Source organism: Bacillus sp. FSL K6-6038 (assembly GCF_038050455.1).
In the GTDB taxonomy this organism is placed as follows: Bacteria; Bacillota; Bacilli; order Bacillales; family Bacillaceae_G; genus Bacillus_A; species Bacillus_A pseudomycoides.
Window position 1 is genome coordinate 2,816,448 of record NZ_JBBOUH010000001.1, and the last position, 19,488, is coordinate 2,835,935.

At 33.3% G+C, this 19,488-nt stretch carries 20 protein-coding genes, 4 pseudogenes and 3 other annotated features; of the genes and pseudogenes, 10 read left to right on the plus strand and 14 right to left on the minus strand.

The window, feature by feature from the left end:
* Window positions 1-47: 47 nt before the first annotated feature.
* Window positions 48-283: a binding site (T-box leader), on the minus strand.
* 9 nt (window positions 284-292) lie between these two features.
* Both NSQ40_RS14610 and NSQ40_RS14615 read right to left on the minus strand, forming a co-directional pair.
* Window positions 293-1,369, minus strand: coding sequence for a bifunctional 3-deoxy-7-phosphoheptulonate synthase/chorismate mutase (locus NSQ40_RS14610; protein WP_003198427.1), 1,077 nt, complete (start codon window positions 1,367-1,369; stop codon window positions 293-295).
* A 139-nt stretch (window positions 1,370-1,508) separates the two neighbouring features.
* Window positions 1,509-1,742 (minus strand) — a binding site (T-box leader).
* Between the two features lie 55 nt (window positions 1,743-1,797).
* Window positions 1,798-2,030, minus strand: a binding site (T-box leader).
* 115 nt (window positions 2,031-2,145) lie between these two features.
* Complete coding sequence (locus tag NSQ40_RS14615; RefSeq protein ID WP_098159296.1) at window positions 2,146-5,640, minus strand: DUF4020 domain-containing protein; 3,495 nt, start codon at window positions 5,638-5,640, stop codon at window positions 2,146-2,148.
* 188 nt (window positions 5,641-5,828) lie between these two features.
* On the opposite strand from NSQ40_RS14615, the gene NSQ40_RS14620 reads away from it, so the two are divergent.
* Complete coding sequence (locus NSQ40_RS14620; RefSeq protein ID WP_018765744.1) at window positions 5,829-6,266, plus strand: YndM family protein; 438 nt, start codon at window positions 5,829-5,831, stop codon at window positions 6,264-6,266.
* A gap of 49 nt (window positions 6,267-6,315) precedes the next feature.
* Here the strand turns inward: NSQ40_RS14620 and NSQ40_RS14625 are convergent, their stop codons facing one another.
* The 3 genes from NSQ40_RS14625 to NSQ40_RS14635 all read right to left on the minus strand — a co-directional run bounded on the left by NSQ40_RS14625 (window position 6,316) and on the right by NSQ40_RS14635 (window position 8,432).
* The gene (locus NSQ40_RS14625) at window positions 6,316-6,438 is read right to left on the minus strand and encodes a hypothetical protein (RefSeq protein ID WP_003198421.1); all 123 of its coding nucleotides are present in this window, start codon (window positions 6,436-6,438) and stop codon (window positions 6,316-6,318) included.
* A 489-nt stretch (window positions 6,439-6,927) separates the two neighbouring features.
* Window positions 6,928-7,545 (minus strand): DUF6985 domain-containing protein, encoded by a 618-nt coding sequence (locus NSQ40_RS14630; RefSeq protein WP_239500270.1) that lies wholly within the window; start codon window positions 7,543-7,545, stop codon window positions 6,928-6,930.
* 350 nt (window positions 7,546-7,895) lie between these two features.
* On the minus strand, window positions 7,896-8,432 hold the full coding sequence (locus NSQ40_RS14635; RefSeq protein WP_003198417.1) for a GNAT family N-acetyltransferase: 537 nt from the start codon (window positions 8,430-8,432) through the stop codon (window positions 7,896-7,898).
* A gap of 229 nt (window positions 8,433-8,661) precedes the next feature.
* Between NSQ40_RS14635 and NSQ40_RS14640 the strand changes: the two genes are divergently transcribed.
* Window positions 8,662-9,081 (plus strand): SgcJ/EcaC family oxidoreductase, encoded by a 420-nt coding sequence (locus NSQ40_RS14640; RefSeq protein ID WP_033796227.1) that lies wholly within the window; start codon window positions 8,662-8,664, stop codon window positions 9,079-9,081.
* A gap of 40 nt (window positions 9,082-9,121) precedes the next feature.
* The gene (locus tag NSQ40_RS14645) at window positions 9,122-9,589 is read left to right on the plus strand and encodes a GNAT family N-acetyltransferase (protein ID WP_003207475.1); all 468 of its coding nucleotides are present in this window, start codon (window positions 9,122-9,124) and stop codon (window positions 9,587-9,589) included.
* 81 nt (window positions 9,590-9,670) lie between these two features.
* Here NSQ40_RS14645 and NSQ40_RS14650 read toward each other — a convergent pair whose 3' ends face one another.
* Window positions 9,671-10,249, minus strand: a complete 579-nt coding sequence (locus NSQ40_RS14650) for a GNAT family N-acetyltransferase (protein ID WP_003207472.1) — start codon at window positions 10,247-10,249, stop codon at window positions 9,671-9,673.
* Between the two features lie 39 nt (window positions 10,250-10,288).
* Window positions 10,289-10,621, minus strand: a pseudogene (locus tag NSQ40_RS14655) (nitroreductase); the annotation flags it as partial.
* A 134-nt stretch (window positions 10,622-10,755) separates the two neighbouring features.
* Between NSQ40_RS14655 and NSQ40_RS14660 the strand changes: the two are divergent.
* Window positions 10,756-11,226, plus strand: coding sequence for a DinB family protein (locus NSQ40_RS14660; RefSeq protein ID WP_006095154.1), 471 nt, complete (start codon window positions 10,756-10,758; stop codon window positions 11,224-11,226).
* 201 nt (window positions 11,227-11,427) lie between these two features.
* Here the strand turns inward: NSQ40_RS14660 and NSQ40_RS14665 are convergent.
* Both NSQ40_RS14665 and NSQ40_RS14670 read right to left on the minus strand, forming a co-directional pair.
* A pseudogene (locus NSQ40_RS14665) lies at window positions 11,428-11,655 on the minus strand (hypothetical protein); the annotation flags it as partial.
* Window positions 11,610-11,813 (minus strand): hypothetical protein, encoded by a 204-nt coding sequence (locus NSQ40_RS14670; RefSeq protein ID WP_003198407.1) that lies wholly within the window; start codon window positions 11,811-11,813, stop codon window positions 11,610-11,612. The pseudogene NSQ40_RS14665 and the gene NSQ40_RS14670, both read right to left, overlap by 46 nt.
* A 95-nt stretch (window positions 11,814-11,908) precedes the next feature.
* Here NSQ40_RS14670 and NSQ40_RS14675 point away from each other — a divergent pair, with 95 nt between their 5' ends.
* Window positions 11,909-12,700 carry a hypothetical protein gene (locus NSQ40_RS14675; RefSeq protein WP_224796086.1) on the plus strand — a complete coding sequence of 264 codons (792 nt, stop codon included), beginning with the start codon at window positions 11,909-11,911 and terminating at the stop codon, window positions 12,698-12,700.
* A 362-nt stretch (window positions 12,701-13,062) separates the two neighbouring features.
* On the opposite strand, the gene NSQ40_RS14680 is transcribed toward NSQ40_RS14675, so the two are convergent.
* Complete coding sequence (locus NSQ40_RS14680; RefSeq protein ID WP_003198403.1) at window positions 13,063-13,551, minus strand: hypothetical protein; 489 nt, start codon at window positions 13,549-13,551, stop codon at window positions 13,063-13,065.
* Window positions 13,552-13,584: 33 nt separating this feature from the next.
* Between NSQ40_RS14680 and NSQ40_RS14685 the strand changes: the two are divergent.
* From NSQ40_RS14685 to NSQ40_RS14705, 4 genes and pseudogenes are all read left to right on the plus strand, one after another.
* Window positions 13,585-14,474: pseudogene (locus tag NSQ40_RS14685) on the plus strand (tyrosine-type recombinase/integrase); the annotation flags it as partial.
* Window positions 14,467-14,847: a DUF6262 family protein gene (locus NSQ40_RS14690; RefSeq protein WP_033796224.1), complete on the plus strand. Its 381-nt coding sequence runs from the start codon at window positions 14,467-14,469 to the stop codon at window positions 14,845-14,847. The pseudogene NSQ40_RS14685 and the gene NSQ40_RS14690, both read left to right, overlap by 8 nt.
* 125 nt (window positions 14,848-14,972) lie before the next feature.
* A pseudogene (locus tag NSQ40_RS14695) lies at window positions 14,973-15,505 on the plus strand (GrpB family protein).
* Between the two features lie 10 nt (window positions 15,506-15,515).
* Window positions 15,516-15,725, plus strand: coding sequence for an isochorismatase family protein (locus NSQ40_RS14705; protein WP_080547217.1), 210 nt, complete (start codon window positions 15,516-15,518; stop codon window positions 15,723-15,725).
* A gap of 258 nt (window positions 15,726-15,983) precedes the next feature.
* On the opposite strand, the gene NSQ40_RS14710 is transcribed toward NSQ40_RS14705, so the two are convergent.
* On the minus strand, window positions 15,984-16,574 hold the full coding sequence (locus tag NSQ40_RS14710; RefSeq protein WP_033796223.1) for a DUF4030 domain-containing protein: 591 nt from the start codon (window positions 16,572-16,574) through the stop codon (window positions 15,984-15,986).
* 409 nt (window positions 16,575-16,983) lie between these two features.
* On the opposite strand from NSQ40_RS14710, the gene NSQ40_RS14715 reads away from it, so the two are divergent.
* A complete protein-coding gene (locus NSQ40_RS14715; RefSeq protein WP_003207462.1) occupies window positions 16,984-17,364 on the plus strand; it encodes a VOC family protein in 381 nt (126 codons plus the stop codon).
* 136 nt (window positions 17,365-17,500) lie between these two features.
* On the opposite strand, the gene NSQ40_RS14720 is transcribed toward NSQ40_RS14715, so the two are convergent.
* From NSQ40_RS14720 to NSQ40_RS14730, 3 genes are all read right to left on the minus strand, one after another.
* The gene (locus NSQ40_RS14720) at window positions 17,501-18,253 is read right to left on the minus strand and encodes an aminoglycoside phosphotransferase family protein (protein WP_033796222.1); all 753 of its coding nucleotides are present in this window, start codon (window positions 18,251-18,253) and stop codon (window positions 17,501-17,503) included.
* A 295-nt stretch (window positions 18,254-18,548) separates the two neighbouring features.
* Window positions 18,549-19,025: a small multi-drug export protein gene (locus NSQ40_RS14725; protein ID WP_003198383.1), complete on the minus strand. Its 477-nt coding sequence runs from the start codon at window positions 19,023-19,025 to the stop codon at window positions 18,549-18,551.
* Window positions 19,026-19,052: 27 nt separating this feature from the next.
* Window positions 19,053-19,487, minus strand: a complete 435-nt coding sequence (locus tag NSQ40_RS14730; RefSeq protein WP_033797026.1) for a hypothetical protein — start codon at window positions 19,485-19,487, stop codon at window positions 19,053-19,055.
* Between the last annotated feature and the right edge of the window lies 1 nt (window position 19,488).

Below are 19,488 nucleotides of genomic sequence, written 5' to 3' on the forward strand. Positions count from 1 at the left end.
TACCCCTTTATTATTTTTTTGTACAAAAAAGTCCCTACTGAGCGCTCAGTAGGGACGATTCATATCGCGGTACCACCCTAATTGTAGACTATTTTTTTGTCTACCTCTTATCATTGTTAACGATCTATGAGACCGTCTTTCCCTTCATAAAGATATGATCTTTACTACGAAAAAGATGCTCTAGGGCTGTAATTCATGCTTATCTTTGTACTGATTCTCACCGGCCATCAGCTCTCTATAAACAGGGAGATAAGCACTACTGTTTCCCTTTCTACGCATATTCAATATGAAATTAAGATAATTTATTTTTAAATCCTTTTAACTCTTCCATGAATTTATGGAACTCTGGAATATCCATTTGCTGTGCAGAATCAGATAATGCAACTGCTGGGTCTGGATGTACTTCTGCCATGACTGCATCTGCTCCAATTGCTAGTGCTGCTTTTGCAGTAGGTAATAATAAATCTCTGCGTCCTGTAGAATGCGTTACGTCCACAACAACAGGTAAATGTGTTTCTTTCTTTAAAATTGGTACTGCTGAAATATCTAACGTATTACGCGTTGCTCTTTCGTATGTGCGGATACCGCGCTCACATAGTATAATTTGATCATTTCCTTGTGCGATGATGTATTCAGCTGCATTAATGAATTCATCAATTGTCGCTGCTAAACCACGTTTTAATAATACAGGTTTATTTACTTTACCCACAGCTCTTAATAAATCGAAGTTTTGCATGTTTCGTGCCCCAACTTGAATGACATCAACGTAATCAAGAGCCATTTCTACATCATTTGGATTTAAAATCTCACTGATAATCGCTAAATCGAATTCATCAGCTACTTGGCGTAAAATTTGTAAGCCTTCAACCCCTAATCCTTGGAAGTCGTATGGTGACGTTCTCGGTTTGAAAGCACCGCCGCGCATTAATTTTAATCCTTGTGCTTTCATCGCTTGCCCCACTTGGCGAACTTGCTCTAAACTTTCTACCGCACAAGGACCCATGATGAATGTTTGTGTTCCATTTCCTAATAATTCACCTTTTACATCAACAATTGTATTTTCTTTTTTCTTTTTACGTGAAACAAGTAATGCTTTACGGTTGTCATCTTCTTGCAATTCTAAGCTCGCTTTGAAAATCGTTTTGAAAATGTGTTGAACTGTTGAAGTTTCGAATGGCCCTTCATTATGTTCTGCGATCATATCCAGTACTTCACGCTCACGAACTGGGTCAAAACGTTTCGTACCTTGCACTTGTTTTTGTTCCCCAATCTTCTGAACAATTTTACCTCGTTCATTTAAAAGCTCTAGTAACTGTAAATTGATTTTATCCACCTGTTTACGTAATTGTTCTAACTCATGATTTGCCATTTTAAAATCCTCCTTTTAATGTTTAAAACTATGTGAAGAGAATAAAAATTCCCTATTTTCTGAATTGAAACTCCACAAAAACTTATTATGAGATCGATTCCGCCTTTTATGTGTACAAAAAATCCCTACTGATCTACTCAGTAGGGACGATATTTATCGCGGTACCACCCTAGTTGCAGACTTATTTCGTCTACCTCTCTTCACTGTTAACGATCATTTGACCGTCTTTCCCTTCATAAAGACAATTATCTTTACTACGAAAAAGATGCTCCAGGACTGTAATTCGCACTTGTCTTTGTACTGGTTCACACCAACCACCAGCTCTCTGTTACAGGGAAACAACTACTACTTCTTTTCCTTTCACCGCATGTTATATTCCATTTTCAAGTTGGGCCACAAAAATACAAAAAGTCCCTACTGATCCAATCAGTAGGGACGATATTTATCGCGGTACCACCCTAGTTGTAGACTTATTTCGTCTACCTCTCTTCACTGTTAACGATCATTTGACCGCCTTTCCTTCATAAAGAAAACAAATCTTTACTACGAAAAAGATGCTCCAAGACTGTAATTCATGATTATCCCTGTACTGATTCACACCAACCATCAGCTCTCTGTTACAGTAAGATCCTCACTACTGTGATCTCTTCATTGCACTTTGTTTATTCAAATGTTTTTGAAATTGAATAAGTTATGATTCGTATTATAGAATGCTTTTTCAAATACTGTCAACACCTTTTTAGTTATTTTTTTAAAATTCCACTCTTTACCCACTATTAATCTTGTAAATTTGTCATCACAAGTCCAATACGAATCATTTCGTTTTGAATAGATATTAGCAAATGTTTCTCCACTTGGTACTCTGTTAACAATTGTTTAATCTCAATGATTTCATTTTCAAAAGAATTTGCCTCATGAAGGTTTTGTAATAACGAAAAAAACAACTCACCATAGGCTTCTACATGATATTTCATATTATTTTTCTTTTCCAAAATAGACAAAAATAGTTGTTTCATTTCCGCTTGATCGTAACGTTCTGATGGTGGAGAGAAACGAGTAAGAATTGTTTGTAATCCTTTTTCGGCAACTTCATCCATACATAATACAAAACGTAAAAACATGACATATTCCCTACCAGTTACGGAACTCATTTTTGGACGTTCAATTAAAAATCCAGCTAACCAAGCTTCCCAAAATTTTTGTTGTTCTCTCACGCTTAATGTTTTCACATAATAACATAAATGTTCCATAAACTTAATTTTGTCATTTTCCGTTTCCTGTATAAAAAGCGGATATAACCAATCTGCTCGCTGTTCCCAATATAATACACATTTAATAAAAACAAAGCTGAGCCACTTTAAGAATACTTCTTTTGTATGTGGATGTAACAAATATAAATGCTCGACTGCATATTTAATATGTCGCTTTATCTCTGTAAATAACGGTAAATTTATTTGTGTATAGCAAAGTCCTGCCCATGCATATTTTATTGATTTTTCTTGTTTTTTTAAATCGAGATAAGGTAGCAAATTTTTTCTGCACCATTGTTTCTCAATATGATATAAAAATGTTATATCTGCTGTTAATCGTGCAAACATGAAGTTTGTACTCTGTGAAAATGTTCGCATTTGTTCTTCAAATAAAAACAAGTATTCGTGAATATTCCGATCGTATAAGTGGTCATATGCTAGTAACTTTAATAATACTGACGTCATCTTTCCAATAGGATGTTGAATAGATTCATTATAAAAATCATGCTCTTCTATCTTAAAATTCGGATCACCTTTCATTACTTGAGGAAATAAAGAAAAGGCAAAACGTTTCACCACACGTATACTATTCTCTTGGAATTCTTCTAATCGATTGCTGATTTCATAAAGAAAACTGCTAATTAACCAACGAAAAGATGTATTTCTTACAAATTGTTGCAGGAGTGGAATGATTTTTTGTATTTGTTGATTTGTCAGCTTACGATTATTTCTCCATGCCCGAATACAGACAAACCATACTTCATTACTTACATTACTTTCCCCTACTAATTGATACGCAAGCGAAATACTCCACTCTGTATCCAATTTACATGCTTTTGATAACATTTCTAAAAAATGACGCTGTTCAAAAATACCATCATGAGAAAAAAGCCTAACTTGTTTCATCATTTCATGGTCTTTCAACTGCAATAATCCATCGGCTGTTACGTTGCATGTAATACTTTGTACAGCATCCTCTACTCGCTTTTCACCGTAACGTTCTGGGGAAAAATGAGGATGTTTTTGTTTCATTTTTTTATATGCTTGTACTGTACAATTACTATTTGGATCACATGTATAAAGTAAATCCATAATAAGGCAAGCATCAAAAGCCCTCTCATTAACAAGGTGTTTCATAACCTTTTGTAACACTTCTTGCTTTCTTTGTTCCGAGGTAAATGGATAATGCTTCTTTAAAAATTTAAATACTTCATGCCTATATGTAACATGTAAAAGTAATTTTTGTTCTAGTAGCCATTTGATTTTTTCATCGTCAGTTACAAATGAAATTTTACTCATCGCAGCTATTGCAATCCGTTTTTGTACTATACTATCTGTTTCTATCATTTGGGCGATATAGTAGTTTGCCTTTCTCTTATTATTTTCACATAAATAGGAGAGACATTCTTTTACAATACGAATTAAAAAAGTAAAATCTTTCGGCTGTAAATCATACTCTGAAAATTCGACTGTATTATATGTCACACCGTCCTTTTTCTGCAGTGCAGTCTGCCTTAAAAATAACATTTGGATTTTTTCTAACCCCATAACCATAATTGGGTCAGCAAAATATGCGATATGCGGTTTCATTCTTTCATCCCAGATTCTTTGTACAAATGCAAATACGGGAACTGGTAAACGGCTTGTCTCCTCTAATTCAATTGAATCTTGCATATCGTGTTCCCATCTTCTGACACGCTTTAATTTAATTTTCCCATCCAAAATAAACGCCAACAATAAGACGAAAATTTCTTTATGATCAGGAAAGGAACATTTATGTAACAAATATGAAACCAATTCTATAGAGCTACTATTTTTTTCTGCTGTTTCCAGTAAGAGCAATGTCCATTTTGCAAATAATAGCGGTTCAATTGGCTCTTTTGTTTCGTTTAAATACGTACAAATCGTTCGCCATAACAAAGGAGAAATTTTTGAGTGATTTTTATAAATAAGCTGAAATAATTCTTTTTGGTGGCTAAAAAGAAATTGTTTGACGAGCCATTCGGCCAACAATTCATCCTCTTCACTATGAATAGTGGAAAGCAAAAATAAATTTTGGATTTTGCCTTCTGCCTCTAACCATTCTACCCATCCATAATCGCGAGCAAATTCTATAAAATACCGGAGTGTTTCAATTTTTTTTACTGATTGTTTTATATATGATAATTGCTCTTGTTCAACTGATGGTGGAACTGTCACGATATCACGAATCCGCATTCTTTTTGTAATATAGTTATCTCCCATTAATTCAGCCCAGCGCTTCACCGCTTGAACAAGTGCCTGATGATTATTCGCCTTATTTGGATAAACAATGGGCCTTACTCCTAAATGCTCCCAGTGATATGTATTATCTCCTTGCGCAACAAATGCATAACGTTTTGTACTCGGTGGTAAACCTGTTGCTAAATATTTCATGACAGGATCATTATGACTATATCCGATGAATAACACCGTATAATTTGAAAATAAATCAACTAAAAATCTTCTTGCCCAACCCTCTGTTAAGTAAGCCCTTCCAAAATCGCCATCCGTTAATATTAAATTTTCTTTTTCCTGTTCTACATTGCCGTGTATATATGCTAAACCTTTAAATGCTCTACCTGTTGGAAGTGCAGGTGCGTAATATATATTAATATCTCGATTCATTTCCCGAATCACACTTGTAAAATGCTGATCAAAATTTGTAGTAACGATGCGAACATCAATATCATCTGAAAAAAGCCGTGGAATGGCATAGTGTAATGGATTCGGTTTTGAATTTTTCACATCAACAAGATCTTGTGCAACTTGATGTACATCTTTCGTCTTCGCAACTTTTCCAAGATAATAATCATGCGGTTCTGTATTTTCACGCTTTTCAACATATAAAGCTTCCGCAATTTCATCAACTAAATCATCGAAATTTGGTAAGTTTGATTTCCCTTTCATAGAAACTCCTGCTCCGACAAATAATACAAGCCTTCCTTGTTCAAGATTATCAAATAGTTCATCTGGAATTTCTACTTCTGAAGTAATCCACATTTGGATCCCCCCTTACCTAAAAATGTCATACACTCTCATTTTACTATAACATTTTTCGTTTATTTTTTTAATATTTTGACAAGATGTTCAACATGAAAAAATTTTATTTGCAACTATGTACATACATAAGAAATGTATGAACTTCTTGTTTTATACCAAAACTATATAAAAAACGGGAGGTGTGCAATTTGAGTAATTTTACGATTGTGCTTATCAAATTTATATCGTGTATCATTGCTTTTGCTATCGGACTTGATTTATTTTTTGATGCAACAATTGTTGATGTTATTTCCTTTAGCCTGTTTGTAACAATCGTTTCTTATATGTTTGTTGATAAAATCCTTTTGAATCGTATTGGCAATTCCGCCGCTATTATGGCTGACTTTTTGTTAACATATTTAAGTGTGTGGATTTTCGGTAATATTTTATTGGACAATTATATGCAGATTGCATGGGGTAGCATTCTATCCGCTATTGTCTTTACATTATCTGAAGTATTTGTGCATCGTTTTTCTCATACGCATGAACGGCTCAACAATGAACGAATTAATATGAATGGCCGCTTCGCGTATGGAACTGAATTTGCTGAAGAACAAAACATCTTAGATAAAGATAAGAAAAAATAAAAAAGAAGGATGTCATTACACTGGTAATGACATCCTTCTTTTACACTAACTATTCTTCCTTCCACCCTTTTACATCCACTGACATATGTACAATTACTTGAAAGCCTAAGCTACCTGTAGAGCCAACTGCAATTGAATATTGAGAAAAAACTCTCGAAATGCAGCATTTCATAAATGACCTCACATATGTACTAATTTCCCTTTAATCAAATCTGATGACACTTCTCTTTCCTCCCAAATCTAAAACTGTAGGTTTCGAATAAAGTTTGATCAAATTAATGCTATTAACCGTAATAGAAGAACAAAAGAAAAGAGCGTGTTTTGAAAAAAAGATTAATCAAAACATGCTCTTATAGTATTTAATCGGATTATTCTTTTATAAAAAGATTGATCTTTTTTGTAATCCTTCAATATTTCGGATATCAGGAGTAATTGCATGAACTTCAATAACTTTAACCAAAAAACATTCCATTTTATAAAAAGTTTGTTTGAAGCTTTCGTAGAATTCTTTAATTGAAAGAGGTGAAGTTTCGTGACTTTATTCAAAGCAACAATAACAGAAAATAAAACCTAGCAACATAACGCTATGCTGCTAGGTTTTATAACGCTAAAAACTATCATCAGTTTTGTTTTTAAGATTTCTGTTTAAAAACTAAGAGGGTTATTTACTTTTCAACCACTTGGCTCTAACCAATTCTCTATCGTTTAATAAATTGTTCTTAGCTAGTTCAAAACACACTAACCAAAAATCTTTTTGCCACTTTACACAATCTTCCTCGTAATCCATAAGCATCTGAAGCATACAATATGAATCAGAAGGCTGAATATGAATCATATCATTTTTAAAAAATAAAGCTATGAGACCATGTTCAATAGATAGCAAGCAACCTTCATCAAATGAAATTGCAAAGTAAGCATAGTTATCCTTCGTATAGTCAGGTAAAATCTCAAATGTAGGAGTTCCTATATAAGGATGGATTTCTTCCATATTATTAAAAGTAATGGGACTAAAGGAATGATCATTTTCATTATATATCTCGTAACTCATTAAATCTTTACATTGCAATTCAAATAGACCCTTTAGTATATTTTCATAAACAATATCAAAGTGTTCCTTTAAATAACATAGCGTATTATAAGATTCTTTTGTTAAAGGTTGATTACTCTCTAAATACCCCTTTATCTCAATTTTTTTTTGTTCAAAAAACGAAACGGAACAATTTACGTTTATAGACCCATCCCAACAGTCATATTTCCCAGAAAAGTTAAAACCTTCCACTTTATATACCACCATTCACACCTACCTAATTAAATTTTATTATTCATAATTAACGCCCTCTTATTATGTCACAACCGAAGCATAGCGGAGGGCGTAGTATAATTGTAATTAATCTACAAAATGGAAAGCAATTTTTAATCTTGAAAAATAGCTATAATCCTTATAAAACCCATCAAAAATAAATAACACCCCTTTAAATACTAAATCCAAAGGGTAGAGCTGTATATATACCTTCTTGAACATCTATTACTACCAAAGCTTTCTTCATCACACATCGCTCCCCTTTTTAATGTAGATTTATATATATTAATAATATGTAACTTTAATAAAATTAAAATCACTACATACCTTTATCGTCTATACTCTATCATCCAGCAATCTTCAAGCTTCCCTTCATGAAGTTCATGTTTTGTTAACCTTTTTATCTTTTGAAACCCACATTTTTCATAACACCGCATAGCACGTTCATTACTTACTCTTGGATCCATTGCAATTGCTTCTGCCCCTAACTCCTCGGTGATATATGTAATCGCAACTTGCACAAGCTCTGTTCCTATTCCTCTATTCCAATATGTTGGTTCTCCAATAAACTGATCCATGCCCCATATATTTTGGGCTTCTTTATATCCATACAGCTCTTTCCATTCTGAATCTATCGGGTAAATTTGTATATAACCAATCGGTTCTCCAGCATGTTCTACTAAACATCTTTTCTCAGCACTCTTTGGGTCATGAATAAAATGAGTACGAACTTGCTCTGGAGATTGCGGATTATCTCTGCCTTCGTAATACTGTAAAACTTCTGGATTTGTTAACCATTTTGAAATGGTATTCACATCATCTTCTATAACATATCTAATCGATAAACTCCCTTTTTGAAATAACATATTTCACCTCCTTATTCATAACGTTATAATATCCTAGACTCATTGAGTTAACTCCTCTTATTAGATAACGAATTCGATTTAGAGAAAAATATAAATATAAGTATATAAAACCATCTTTCCATCATACCTTCGTATAAGTCTCTCCTCAAAAAATGCTACTATTGCTGGATGTTATAGCACCTTTACTTTAGTAATCTATAGATATCAAACCAACATTGGAGGAATGAATATGTCTAAAGGTTATGATTCCAAAGAACATCAGCAAAGAGAAATACATGCAATCCAGCAAACGATCACCGAAATAGAAAGTGCATTTAATGCACATGATGCAGATGAATTAGATCGCTACTTCACTTTAAATGCCACATGGGTCAATGTATTTGGCAAGCGGCTTTCAGGTTGGAAGCAAATCAATGAGACACACAAAGTTCTTTTACCAGGACCTCTTCGGGACTCATACGCTTGTTATACAGTTGAAAGTATTAACTTTATTCGCTCTGATGTAGCTATCGCACATATTAGACAATACCCAACAACCTCTGAAGGAAAAATAATAGAAGATGAGCAAGGGAGCCTTGCTGTTTATGTGATGGTTAAAGAAAAAGAATCATGGAAAATTGCTGCTGGGCAAAATACGCTTGTTCAATAGCTCTTCCCATATCCCCTATTTAAACTGGAGGTTTCAACTTATGTCTCAAGTAACTCTGAAAAAAATAACTTCTGACAACTGGCGAGAGGCTCTCACGCTTTCTGTAAATATTAAACAACAAAAGTTTGTTTCTGAAGTTACACCACCTGTTGCTATTGCACTTGCTAAAGCGTATATTAGGCCGGATGATAGAATGATTGAACCTTTTGGAATTTATCATAACGAGAAAATGGTTGGTTTCTTTAATCTACATTACGAACTAGATTGTCAAAAGGACTTTTGGCTGTTTCATTTTTTTATCGACAAAGGACATCAAAGAAAAGGATTTGGAGCCGCGGCAATAAAAGCGTTAATTAACCATTTAAAAATCGTTCATCCATCTTGCCATCGCATTCGCTTAACTGTGCATCCTGAAAATGATTCGGGTCAAAAATTCTATTCTAATCAGGGGTTTACCGATGATGAAATTCTCACATACGGTGAACTAACCTATTCCTTGTATCTTTAGAATTTTTTTTAGCATGATAACGAACAAAGAGTGCCATGAAAAGCTCTAAAGACACTCTTTGTTCGAGTGAAGCACTATAGGTTATATCGGACTGTCTTTAAATCTCAAATACCAATATATTGCAACTTCATCATTTTGCTCATGAATGCCTTTATATACAAGAAAATCAAAGCCTCCTATAACAAATCCACAGTTCTCATAAAACTTGCATGCTCTAACGTTATTGCTCTGTGTCTCCAGCATGATTCCTGGCATTTCACAAGCTTGCGCCCAATGCTTTGCCTGCTCAATTAATTTCCTACCAACTCCACGTTGTCTAAACTGCTTATCCACTTTTATATCTTCCACGTAGGCAAAACTGTTCCAGTTCCTTTTTAATATAATCATTCCAATTATTTGGTGATTCATAAACGCCAAATAAATTATCTTATCTAGATTATTAACATATTCACTATAATCTAAATCATTCTCTTGATCCTCTTTATATATATCTTCTGAATAAGTTTTCTCATAGCTTGGTATTTCCCGTACTGTGTATTCTATTCGTTGATTCTTCGCTTCTAATGAAAGAACTAACTTAGAATCAACCGTAAAACTATCATCAATTTCAGGAATTTTATTCAAATCCTTGATTTCTAGTTTTCTAATAAAAATATCCATCCTTATCTCCTCTAAGTAAAATATAATATATTCCTCATACTAAATATTTATGGCAATTCCTGCAATGAATAAACTAACTATTATGAGGAAAGGCATACCAATTATAGCTCCTCTTAGATGCATCCTATAATTTTTATACGCCTTCATTCCTTCTGTACTAGGAATAACAACAAATCTCGGGGTAATCTAACAAAATATAAGCCAATCTATAATGAGTAAATCAACCAAGTTAAACATCATTAAAATTCCAAAAGAATGCAAGAAAGTATCTATAAACAATAATTTCTCATATTGATTTAGTAAAAAAGTTGAAATCAACGGTATTCCAAAAAGAATTACATTATATACAATTCCAAAGTATAAAGTAACTTTTATAAAGTCATTCCGCTTTACACAATATGAATGATTCGTATAGAATATAATCGATCTTTATCTCATGTCACTTCTAATTTATCCAGATTTTTAATACGCTAATGAATGAGAGGGATTTGAAAGGGGTGTAAGGTATGAATAAACTAATATTCAAACAATTTGCGATGACAAGAAGTTATTTTATTAAAAACGTAGAATCATTTTCGAAGGAAATAACAAATGTACAGCCCGACGGTTTTAACAATACGATCCAATGGCATATCGGCCATGTATTAACGGTTACTGAACAGTTTATGCTCGGCTTTCCACATAAAACGACGCATCTTCCTGCAAATTATATCGAATTATTTGGAAACGGTACAAAGCCGGCTGATTGGAAGGGAGATGTACCTACCGTAGATAAACTCATTATAGAGTTGAAAGATCAATTAGTTCGTCTCCAACAAATTCCTGCTGAACAGTTAAATGAAACGCTGGAAAAATCATTTATGGGATTGGAAACCTTTGGAGAATTAGCCGGCCTTACATTAATGCATGAAGCAAATCATTTGGGGCAAATTCAAGCGATGAAGCGCATTATTGAACACGCGGGACTAAAGAACTAACAAAATCCAAAAAATAATTTGATGACTTTCAAAAGGAGTTATTCTCACATGAGATAGCTCCTTTTGATTTTGCAAAAACACTTATATGATTCTTTTTGATTTAATGTTCAAAAAAACCAACAAATAAAATTGACATAGGGAAAATGACAAGATTTTATTTCGAAAAAATAAAAATAGTGGTGCTGTAATCTTCGTTACTTTTGCAAATTTTGCACCTTTTGCCAGTGTAGTGACTTTACTTATCCCTTTATCACCAATCAATCCTAATCCTGCTTGTGTTAGGGCATAACTTCCCCACTTTGCACGACTTTCAGCATCACCATTTATTACATCATTAATAAATGAATCTGATAAGGTATTCCACATAGCAAGAAGAGTCTCATCTAAGTGAGTAACTGCATACTCCATATTCTCCCACGTTTCCCATTTACGTGATAGTCAAAACCGGAATCAATCACCGCAATATTTACCCCTTGTCCTTTGTATCCTTCTTGCCAAAAATCTTCTGCATTCACAATAGAAACTCCGTAATTCTTTTGAGAATGTGTTGTTTTCAAAACTTTTGGTACAACGACTTCAGTACTCATATAAAAACCTCCTTTTACATAGAGGTGAAATTTATTTTTTTGAAACTTTTTTTTAATTTCCCAATATTCGTTTCACCTTTAACTATTAGAAGAGGTTGAGTACACAACTTCTTACTCAATTAAATTTAAAGGAGCAACTTTCTATGGAAATGGCAATTAACAACTTTCAATTAATCGAAGCGAAAAGCTTGAATGGCAAGTTACAAGTTGTGGAAGAGAACAAAGTATTCAAGGAGCTTCAAGGCTATTTGAAAGCAGAATTTGGTAAAGAAGTAACTATTCTTGAGCACAAAGGTATTGAATACGACATTTTAAATGATCGTGCAGAAAAAGCTGAGGTTCATTACTTATTAGATACTAACTCTAATATTCGCTTACTTTTCGGTCTTGCAACAAATAAAGAAGGCAAAACTTTTGAAACAGCTACTGTAGATATGATTGTTGAGGAAAATGGCCATCATTATATTAAAATGGTAAGTTATGATGTGGAAACAAAACAATTCGTTGTTACTTATTCTGAAAAAATCCAACAAGATGTTGAAGCTGCTTGGGTAAATATGCTTAGCACTGGTGACAGACCTTTCGAAGCTCTTAAAGCTGAACCAGAAATGTATAAAGCAAAAGGATTCTTTGATTTCTGCTTACCAGGTGGATATAAATGGTGTGGACAAGGTTGCGGTAAAGCAACAGGTGGTGGAGCACTTAAAAATAAAATTGATGGTTGTTGCTTTATCCACGATGATTGCTATGACAAATATAGTTCAAATCGTTGTGCTAACTGTGATAAGAGCTTTGTTTCTTGCATATCAAACCGTACTAACTATGCTACTGATCCAGCAACAGCATCAGCTATCATTATTTTCTTCCAGACTAAATGTTACTTCTAAAACCGGATGAATATGGACAGCATAAACAGAATTGGTATTAAACCAACAATAATGTGTCCTATAAGATTAATTTTCCAGTAAATATTTCTAGGTTTATTCTTTCCGAGCAGAAGCATTAAAGCTAGAATTGTAATCAAGGGACATATGTATGAAATGGCGTCCCACTGGCTAATTTGGTTAGTAAGCATCCGGTTTAATATAGGAGTTACAAGCAAAGTGTTGATTAGCAGTAGAATGTATCCAAAGGCGTACTTCATAGTGCACCAACCTTTACATTTTTATCCTAATTTTAGCATCATGACTGTATATCAAGCAATATAAAAAGAAGTTCCGAATTCATCTATCCACATATATTCTCCTCCTTACAAAGCGACCAAATATATATTTTTTTGCATTTGAATAAACATCTCTTGTAAAACAAGGTTTAATGAAACGTTTGCTTGTCTTCTTATGTAACCTTTTTCTAAAAGTTCTATAGCATCAGCTATTCCTTGAACTCCTAGTTTCTCTGCATGTAGCTCTAAAATATTTATTTGGCTTTGAAAGGATATGAAATTCTTCTTACTCGTTAAAGCATATAGTACATCTTTAAACCATATATTTATAAATTTAAAAAGTATGGACTCCTTTTCTTTTGTATCTATTAATTTTAATAACCTTATTATTTCTATAAAAACTGTGGACTTCATTACACTTTTCATCAAACTGACTGTTTGTAAATATAGGTCTATGAACCACTGCTCACTTGCTAGTGACAAAGCCTTTTCAATATTGTTTGTCATACGAGTTAAAAGCTTCACTATATCTTGAGAGATATTAGCAGCAGATAATTCCTCAACATATTCATCCATAGGTGTTACTAGAAAATTTAATATTTGGCATCTAGATTGAATGGCAAATATTCTATTGTAACTGATATTGAAAAAACGTTTGTACAAGGTCATCGAATCCCAATTGATGAGGAGCTCGCAAAAATTCTTTCAATTTTAATTTCATATTCCAAAGAAAATAGCACACAAGATAATAATCCAGAAAGATATATTTTTGTACGATATCAAGGGATACGAAAAGGTAAACCCTATACTCAAGGTTGGATTCGAAGGCATTTGAATGAACTAGCAGAAAAGAAAAATATTGCAGATGAAAATGGTGATATCTTTCGTTTTAAGCCCCATCAATTTCGTCATACATATGCTGTAAAATTATTGAATGGCGGTGCAGATATTTTAACGGTACAAGAATTACTAGCTCATGCGTCTCCTGAAATGACTTTACGGTATGCCAAGCTATTGGATGAGACAAAACGAAAAGCATTCGAATCTGTTGTGAATCAAGGAGTTTTCAACTTTGATTTGAATGGTGAGGTGCAAAAGATTAATGCTTGTAAGATATTCCTGAGAATATCTTACAAGCACTCTGGCAAGAGCATAAATTAAATGCAATGGACAATCCCTATGGAACATGTCACGCACGATTGAAAGGAGATTGTCCACATATGGAAGCGCCACCTTATTTAACATGCAACAGTGGTAGCCCTTGCAAAGACTTGGCGATTGGATTTTCAGAGCTAGATATTGAAAAATATGAGTTATATATTAAAACAACAACAAGGGCTGTAGAAGTAGCTAAACAGCATAATCGTGAGGATATGGTTGAAAAACATGAACGAAATTTACACCGATATCAAGGTATTTTGAACAATATTCGAGAAGGTAATATTATATTCGGCCGACAAGATCGTATAAAGAGAAAGTATGGTGTGAAATATGAATAGTTATGGTCGTAGAGAACAGCTAAAAGCAATTCATGCATCCAGAAAGGCAGGTACCGCTCAAAAAATTGATGAAGCTATTCAAAGGCTCGTGCGAGCCAATCAGAACATCAATTTTAATAGTGTAGCAAGTGAGGCAGGTGTTGCTAAAGCAACACTCTACAACAATACTGGAATACGCGAACGGATTGAATCCTTACGTCAGCAACAAGCCCAAGTTTCTACCCCAAAGCAAATTAAACGGGAAACGGATGAGAACAATAAGGACGCCATTATTGCTTCATTAAAACGGAAAATCAAGAAATCGGATGAAGAAAATAAAGAACTACGTGAGCAGCTAAAATTTGCTTACGCAGAGGTTTATAAAAAAATATAAACCATTTTATAAGGGAACGTCATACCCATACTTGCTCAACTAAAGGGTACAGGTTAGTTTGAGAAGAGTTAAACCATGAATCATAGAATTAATTTAATAATCTCTAATGTTGGAGGGAGAAAAGAATGAAATTGGGATTAAAAAAAGATGAAGTGAAATTAGTTCCATACACCACTGATTGGAGTACAGAATTTTTAAAAGTACAAAAGGAAATATACCAATGTACAGGTATTAGTGAAAATCGTATTGAACATATCGGTAGTACAGCAATCAAAGATATGTTAGCAAAAACCATTTTGGACATATTAGTAGCAGTAGATGATTTGGGCATATTAAATCCTTCGATTATAAATGGGCTAAAGAGCATTGGATTCCTTCGGCTAAGAGTAGAAAGACCTAATGAAATTGTATTTGCGAAATTTACAGATAACACTTATGAAGAAAGAACCCATTATATTCACATTGTAGAATTTGAAAAAGAACTATGGAAAAACTTAATTTTTTTAGAGATTATTTAAATGCGAATGAAAATGCATACAAAGAATATATCAACATAAAATTGGATTATTTAAAGAGCCATTCTACGGGGATAAATGAATATACCAACCACAAGGAAAGTTTTGTGAAAAGTATATTTGAAAAAAGGATAGATAACTAAGTTATATACGATTGTCGGTCACGGAATACAAACCGAAGCGTGTGTTGATACAACTTGTAGAAGGGCATTTAGTATGGGATACAAGGTTACTTTAGTTTCAGATATACATAGTACGTGGGATTCTGAAGAAATTACTGCTGAACAAATTATTAACCATCATAATGGTGTGTTACGTTGGTTTGCTAATGTTTATCCAAGCAAAGAAATTAAATTTGATTAAATGAACAAATCTATTTGCTAATAAGGAATTAGTTTAGGTAAGAATTCAAATATGAATTAAAAACGCACAGATTATATAATCTGTGCGTTTTTGTATACTAATTTAAGTGTTATTTCTGTTGCGATTTGCATAGTTTTTTATGCCAAAGATTGTACTGTGAATTTAGATTTTCTCCACGTTATCTGAACTACTTAGGTATATACCCTAGTCTTTTTAATTTGGCATTACCTCTTATATACTTAGAGGTATCGTTATTTATTAGTTGATTTTTTGTTCATCTTGACTATAAATTTCAACAGTATATAAATCATTTTCAATCCATTTGTTTACTTTCTTTGTTTTTAGTAAATCATCAACCTCTTTTTCTATTTTCTTTCCAAAGTCTTTGGCTCCTGGATCTGAATTATTTATTGTAGTATGTATAGCAAGGGTAAATGGTTGGTTCGATTCGAAATTAACTGGTTGAATTCCAAAACCTTTGTATCCATTTTTGGTAAACACTTCATCAAAAATAGAACTGTAAACTTCGCTCCATCGCCTCTCTTTCTTTACAATGTCCATATTTCTCTGACTCACATTAATTGTATATGGTCTTATATCTTGATTCTTTAATTGAGTGTTAATCGCTTTTTTTAACTTACTTGTATTCACAGTATCAGCTATTTCTAAGTCTACTGTTCTTGGTGTATCGCTCATGGAAGCACTAAGGAAATCCTTATCATCTACCGTTTCCATAATAGTGTCCATAACTTTTGATTCTTCACTTTTTGCTTCTTCTTTATCGTTCTGACAGGAACATAATAAAACGAGTGAAAATAGAAGTGCAAGCAACTCTTTTCCCTTTTTCATCTTATTCTCCTCCCTAATCATTTCTTTGCTCTTATAATAGCTGATATCTTTAGTTATGTTTATTCTAACCTTGTAACATTCTCCAAAATAAATAAAAAACCTTCATCTTATCTTTTTTGTTTGTAGTATTCATAATACCTTTTTAAAGAAAGTTTAGATTTAAATCCTACTTGTTGCACTTTAAACTGTATTAGCAGCCATCCCCATTTGCGTAGCAATTTGTGCTGCCGTTTGAAAATCACTTAATTTTAGCTTGATGGGTCTGAGCAGTCATCCGTATTTCTTGACATATCATTTCAAACTTCATAAAGTGAAACTCTAATCGTTGTTTTTCATCTTCACTGATTATTAGCCCACAATACTTAATTAACTTATATAAATTTATATAGGAATAGGACAGGTGAAATAAATGAAAATCGAACATATAGCTATTTGGGTAAATGATTTAGAGGCAATGCGCACTTTCTATACACAATACTTTAATGGAGAGGCAAATTCTTTATATCACAATAAAGCTAAACACTTCGAATCTTATTTTATTACTTTTGAATCTGGAGCACGCCTTGAAATTATGCGAAAGAAAGGAATAGAAGATAAACCTAATCCCAATATAACCGGGTATGCTCACTTGGCTTTTTCTGTTGGTAGTGAAGAAAATGTGAATCAACTAACCAAAGCATTAAAAGAAGCTGGATATCCTGTATTAAATGGACCACGTTTCACTGGAGATGGCTATTATGAGAGCGTAATTAGTGATCCAGAAGGAAATCAAATCGAAATAACTATCTAGCATAACTTTTCAATATATAAGTTAAAAAATAATATAACAACCAAAAACCGTTCGAAAATTTTGAACGGTTTTATTATCTAATTCTGTCGCATTTAAAAATTTGATTATTACAGAAATGCTAGTTCTATCGTGTTCCTTAATGACAATACTGATCTACTAACTTCTTTAGATATTCTATGTTTTCTGAAGATACTTTTTCTGACAATCTTGCCCCAGCAATAATAGGAGCCCACTTTATAACTTCATCCCTTGATAAACCAGCATTTTTGCAATATATACGTAAATACATTTCAGCCAACTCTACTGAAGCCTGGGCATACAACAAATATGTTCGGTAGACATCGGCACGAATATCTCCCGCGCTAGCATCCACCCAATCAATAATTTTCACATTATCATTACTCAAAATCAAATTAAATGGATGAAAATCCCCATGACATAGCCTAGATTCAAATACCATTGAATCCAATTTTCTTAACAATTTACCCTTTTGTTTCTCATCTAGATTCTGTACTGATTCAATTTGACGACGTAGCTTTTCTGACATCGGTTCAAGTAAATCCGAATCAACAACAACAGCATGCACCTTTTGTTGTGCATTAACACAAATACTTATGTAATGCTCCGCTCGTTCCATATTATGAATTAAGAGATCACCTACTGTTTTTCCTTTTACATATTCCATTATAATTGCTTGCCTACCCTTTATTTTTGTGACTTCTAATACCTTTGGGACTTGAATCCCACATGAATAAGCGTATTCTTGTTTCTTTGCCTCATATAAAGATTCTGTATTTGGAAAGTGCTTTTTAAACACTTTCACAATTTTATTATCATAAAGATATATCTTTGCTGTATTCCCAATAGCTATCGGATTACCTAGGTTCAATTATTTTCTCTCCTTACAATATAGTGAATTTTTATATTTTAACGCGATCTTTTCTAATGCAATATATACAGTTTTTTTCATATTTCATTATTCTCCCTTAATCACTTCTATCAGTGTAATCGAAGAAGAACCAAGATCCATTCCTATTAGATACTAATAATAAATCGAAAAATTCAGACTTTAATAACCTTAAATTGGACACTTCTTCTTATTTTGACTTCCATATTCAATCTACGACGTTTTTTCTTCATCCCTCTTACTTCATTACTATATTCATAGACAGTTTTATATTATCCTAAATAATATGTAAAAGGCTAAATCCATACATCGAAGCAACTACAAAAATGATTGTCCATACCGCTAGACTGACTGTCATCCAACTTATGACGTGCGTCTTGTTAGATCCAAATGTTAAAGCTAATACGGCTGCAATATCAGTTCCTACGAGAATGGGAGCAAGTAATGCCAAACCAGGAATACCATATCGTTCCCATATTCGCCTTGATCTAGTTTCTTTTTTAGAAGGTGTTGTTATACCTTTTTTTAACTTTCTTGCCGCTTGCCATTTTGCATACTGCTTAAAGAAGAATCCCAATAATAGAACCAAGATAAGATTCCCTGCAAATGCAGTCACCCCTACTGCAAATGGTTGCAATCCCCATGCAATACCAAGTGGTACAACGATTGATACATCCATCCATGGAGCAAAAGCTAATAGAAATAAAACGACATATTGCCACATTTCACCTGCATTTTGAGCCCACTCTAGCATATTGTTTCATCCCCTTTTTTCTTTAAATTAAATACGATTTAAAATAAGAATAGTAGTTAACCAATAGACCATGTATTGGCCTGCACCTAATACACCAATGCACAGTAATGGAACAAAATTATGTTGAGAAAAGAAGAAGAAGATCCCTGCCATTACTGGAAGTGCAACGCTATAGTAAATATATACATTTCGGCAAGCCTTATAAGTTACCCACTGCTGCCCTTCATCTATTTCACGAAATTCGGATGGTATAAAGCTAAATAATCTAATCTTATCATCCGAATTCTTTCGATTATAAAACTTTGTGAGAATGAACCAGAAAACAGTAACCGTCACTAGAATCCAAAAACATAATCTAGCTAAAACGACCTGTGTACTCATAAGAGAAAATAGTAAAAATGCAATAATCAAAACAAATATACCGGACCCTATAAGCGGAGATTTTAAAACCTGTTTCATTATA

Coding starts and splice junctions, on each gene's coding strand:
- NSQ40_RS14610 (WP_003198427.1), bottom strand. CDS start 1,369: ATGGCAAATCATGAGTTAGAACAATTACGTAAACAGGTGGATAAAATC.
- NSQ40_RS14615 (WP_098159296.1), bottom strand. CDS start 5,640: ATGTGGATTACTTCAGAAGTAGAAATTCCAGATGAACTATTTGATAAT.
- NSQ40_RS14625 (WP_003198421.1), bottom strand. CDS start 6,438: ATGAAATGCTGCATTTCGAGAGTTTTTTCTCAATATTCAATTGCAGTT.
- NSQ40_RS14635 (WP_003198417.1), bottom strand. CDS start 8,432: ATGTTATTTCAAAAAGGGAGTTTATCGATTAGATATGTTATAGAAGAT.
- NSQ40_RS14640 (WP_033796227.1), top strand. CDS start 8,662: ATGTCTAAAGGTTATGATTCCAAAGAACATCAGCAAAGAGAAATACAT.
- NSQ40_RS14645 (WP_003207475.1), top strand. CDS start 9,122: ATGTCTCAAGTAACTCTGAAAAAAATAACTTCTGACAACTGGCGAGAG.
- NSQ40_RS14650 (WP_003207472.1), bottom strand. CDS start 10,249: ATGGATATTTTTATTAGAAAACTAGAAATCAAGGATTTGAATAAAATT.
- NSQ40_RS14660 (WP_006095154.1), top strand. CDS start 10,756: ATGAATAAACTAATATTCAAACAATTTGCGATGACAAGAAGTTATTTT.
- NSQ40_RS14670 (WP_003198407.1), bottom strand. CDS start 11,813: ATGAGTACTGAAGTCGTTGTACCAAAAGTTTTGAAAACAACACATTCT.
- NSQ40_RS14680 (WP_003198403.1), bottom strand. CDS start 13,551: ATGGATGAATATGTTGAGGAATTATCTGCTGCTAATATCTCTCAAGAT.
- NSQ40_RS14690 (WP_033796224.1), top strand. CDS start 14,467: ATGAATAGTTATGGTCGTAGAGAACAGCTAAAAGCAATTCATGCATCC.
- NSQ40_RS14710 (WP_033796223.1), bottom strand. CDS start 16,574: ATGAAAAAGGGAAAAGAGTTGCTTGCACTTCTATTTTCACTCGTTTTA.
- NSQ40_RS14715 (WP_003207462.1), top strand. CDS start 16,984: ATGAAAATCGAACATATAGCTATTTGGGTAAATGATTTAGAGGCAATG.
- NSQ40_RS14725 (WP_003198383.1), bottom strand. CDS start 19,025: ATGCTAGAGTGGGCTCAAAATGCAGGTGAAATGTGGCAATATGTCGTT.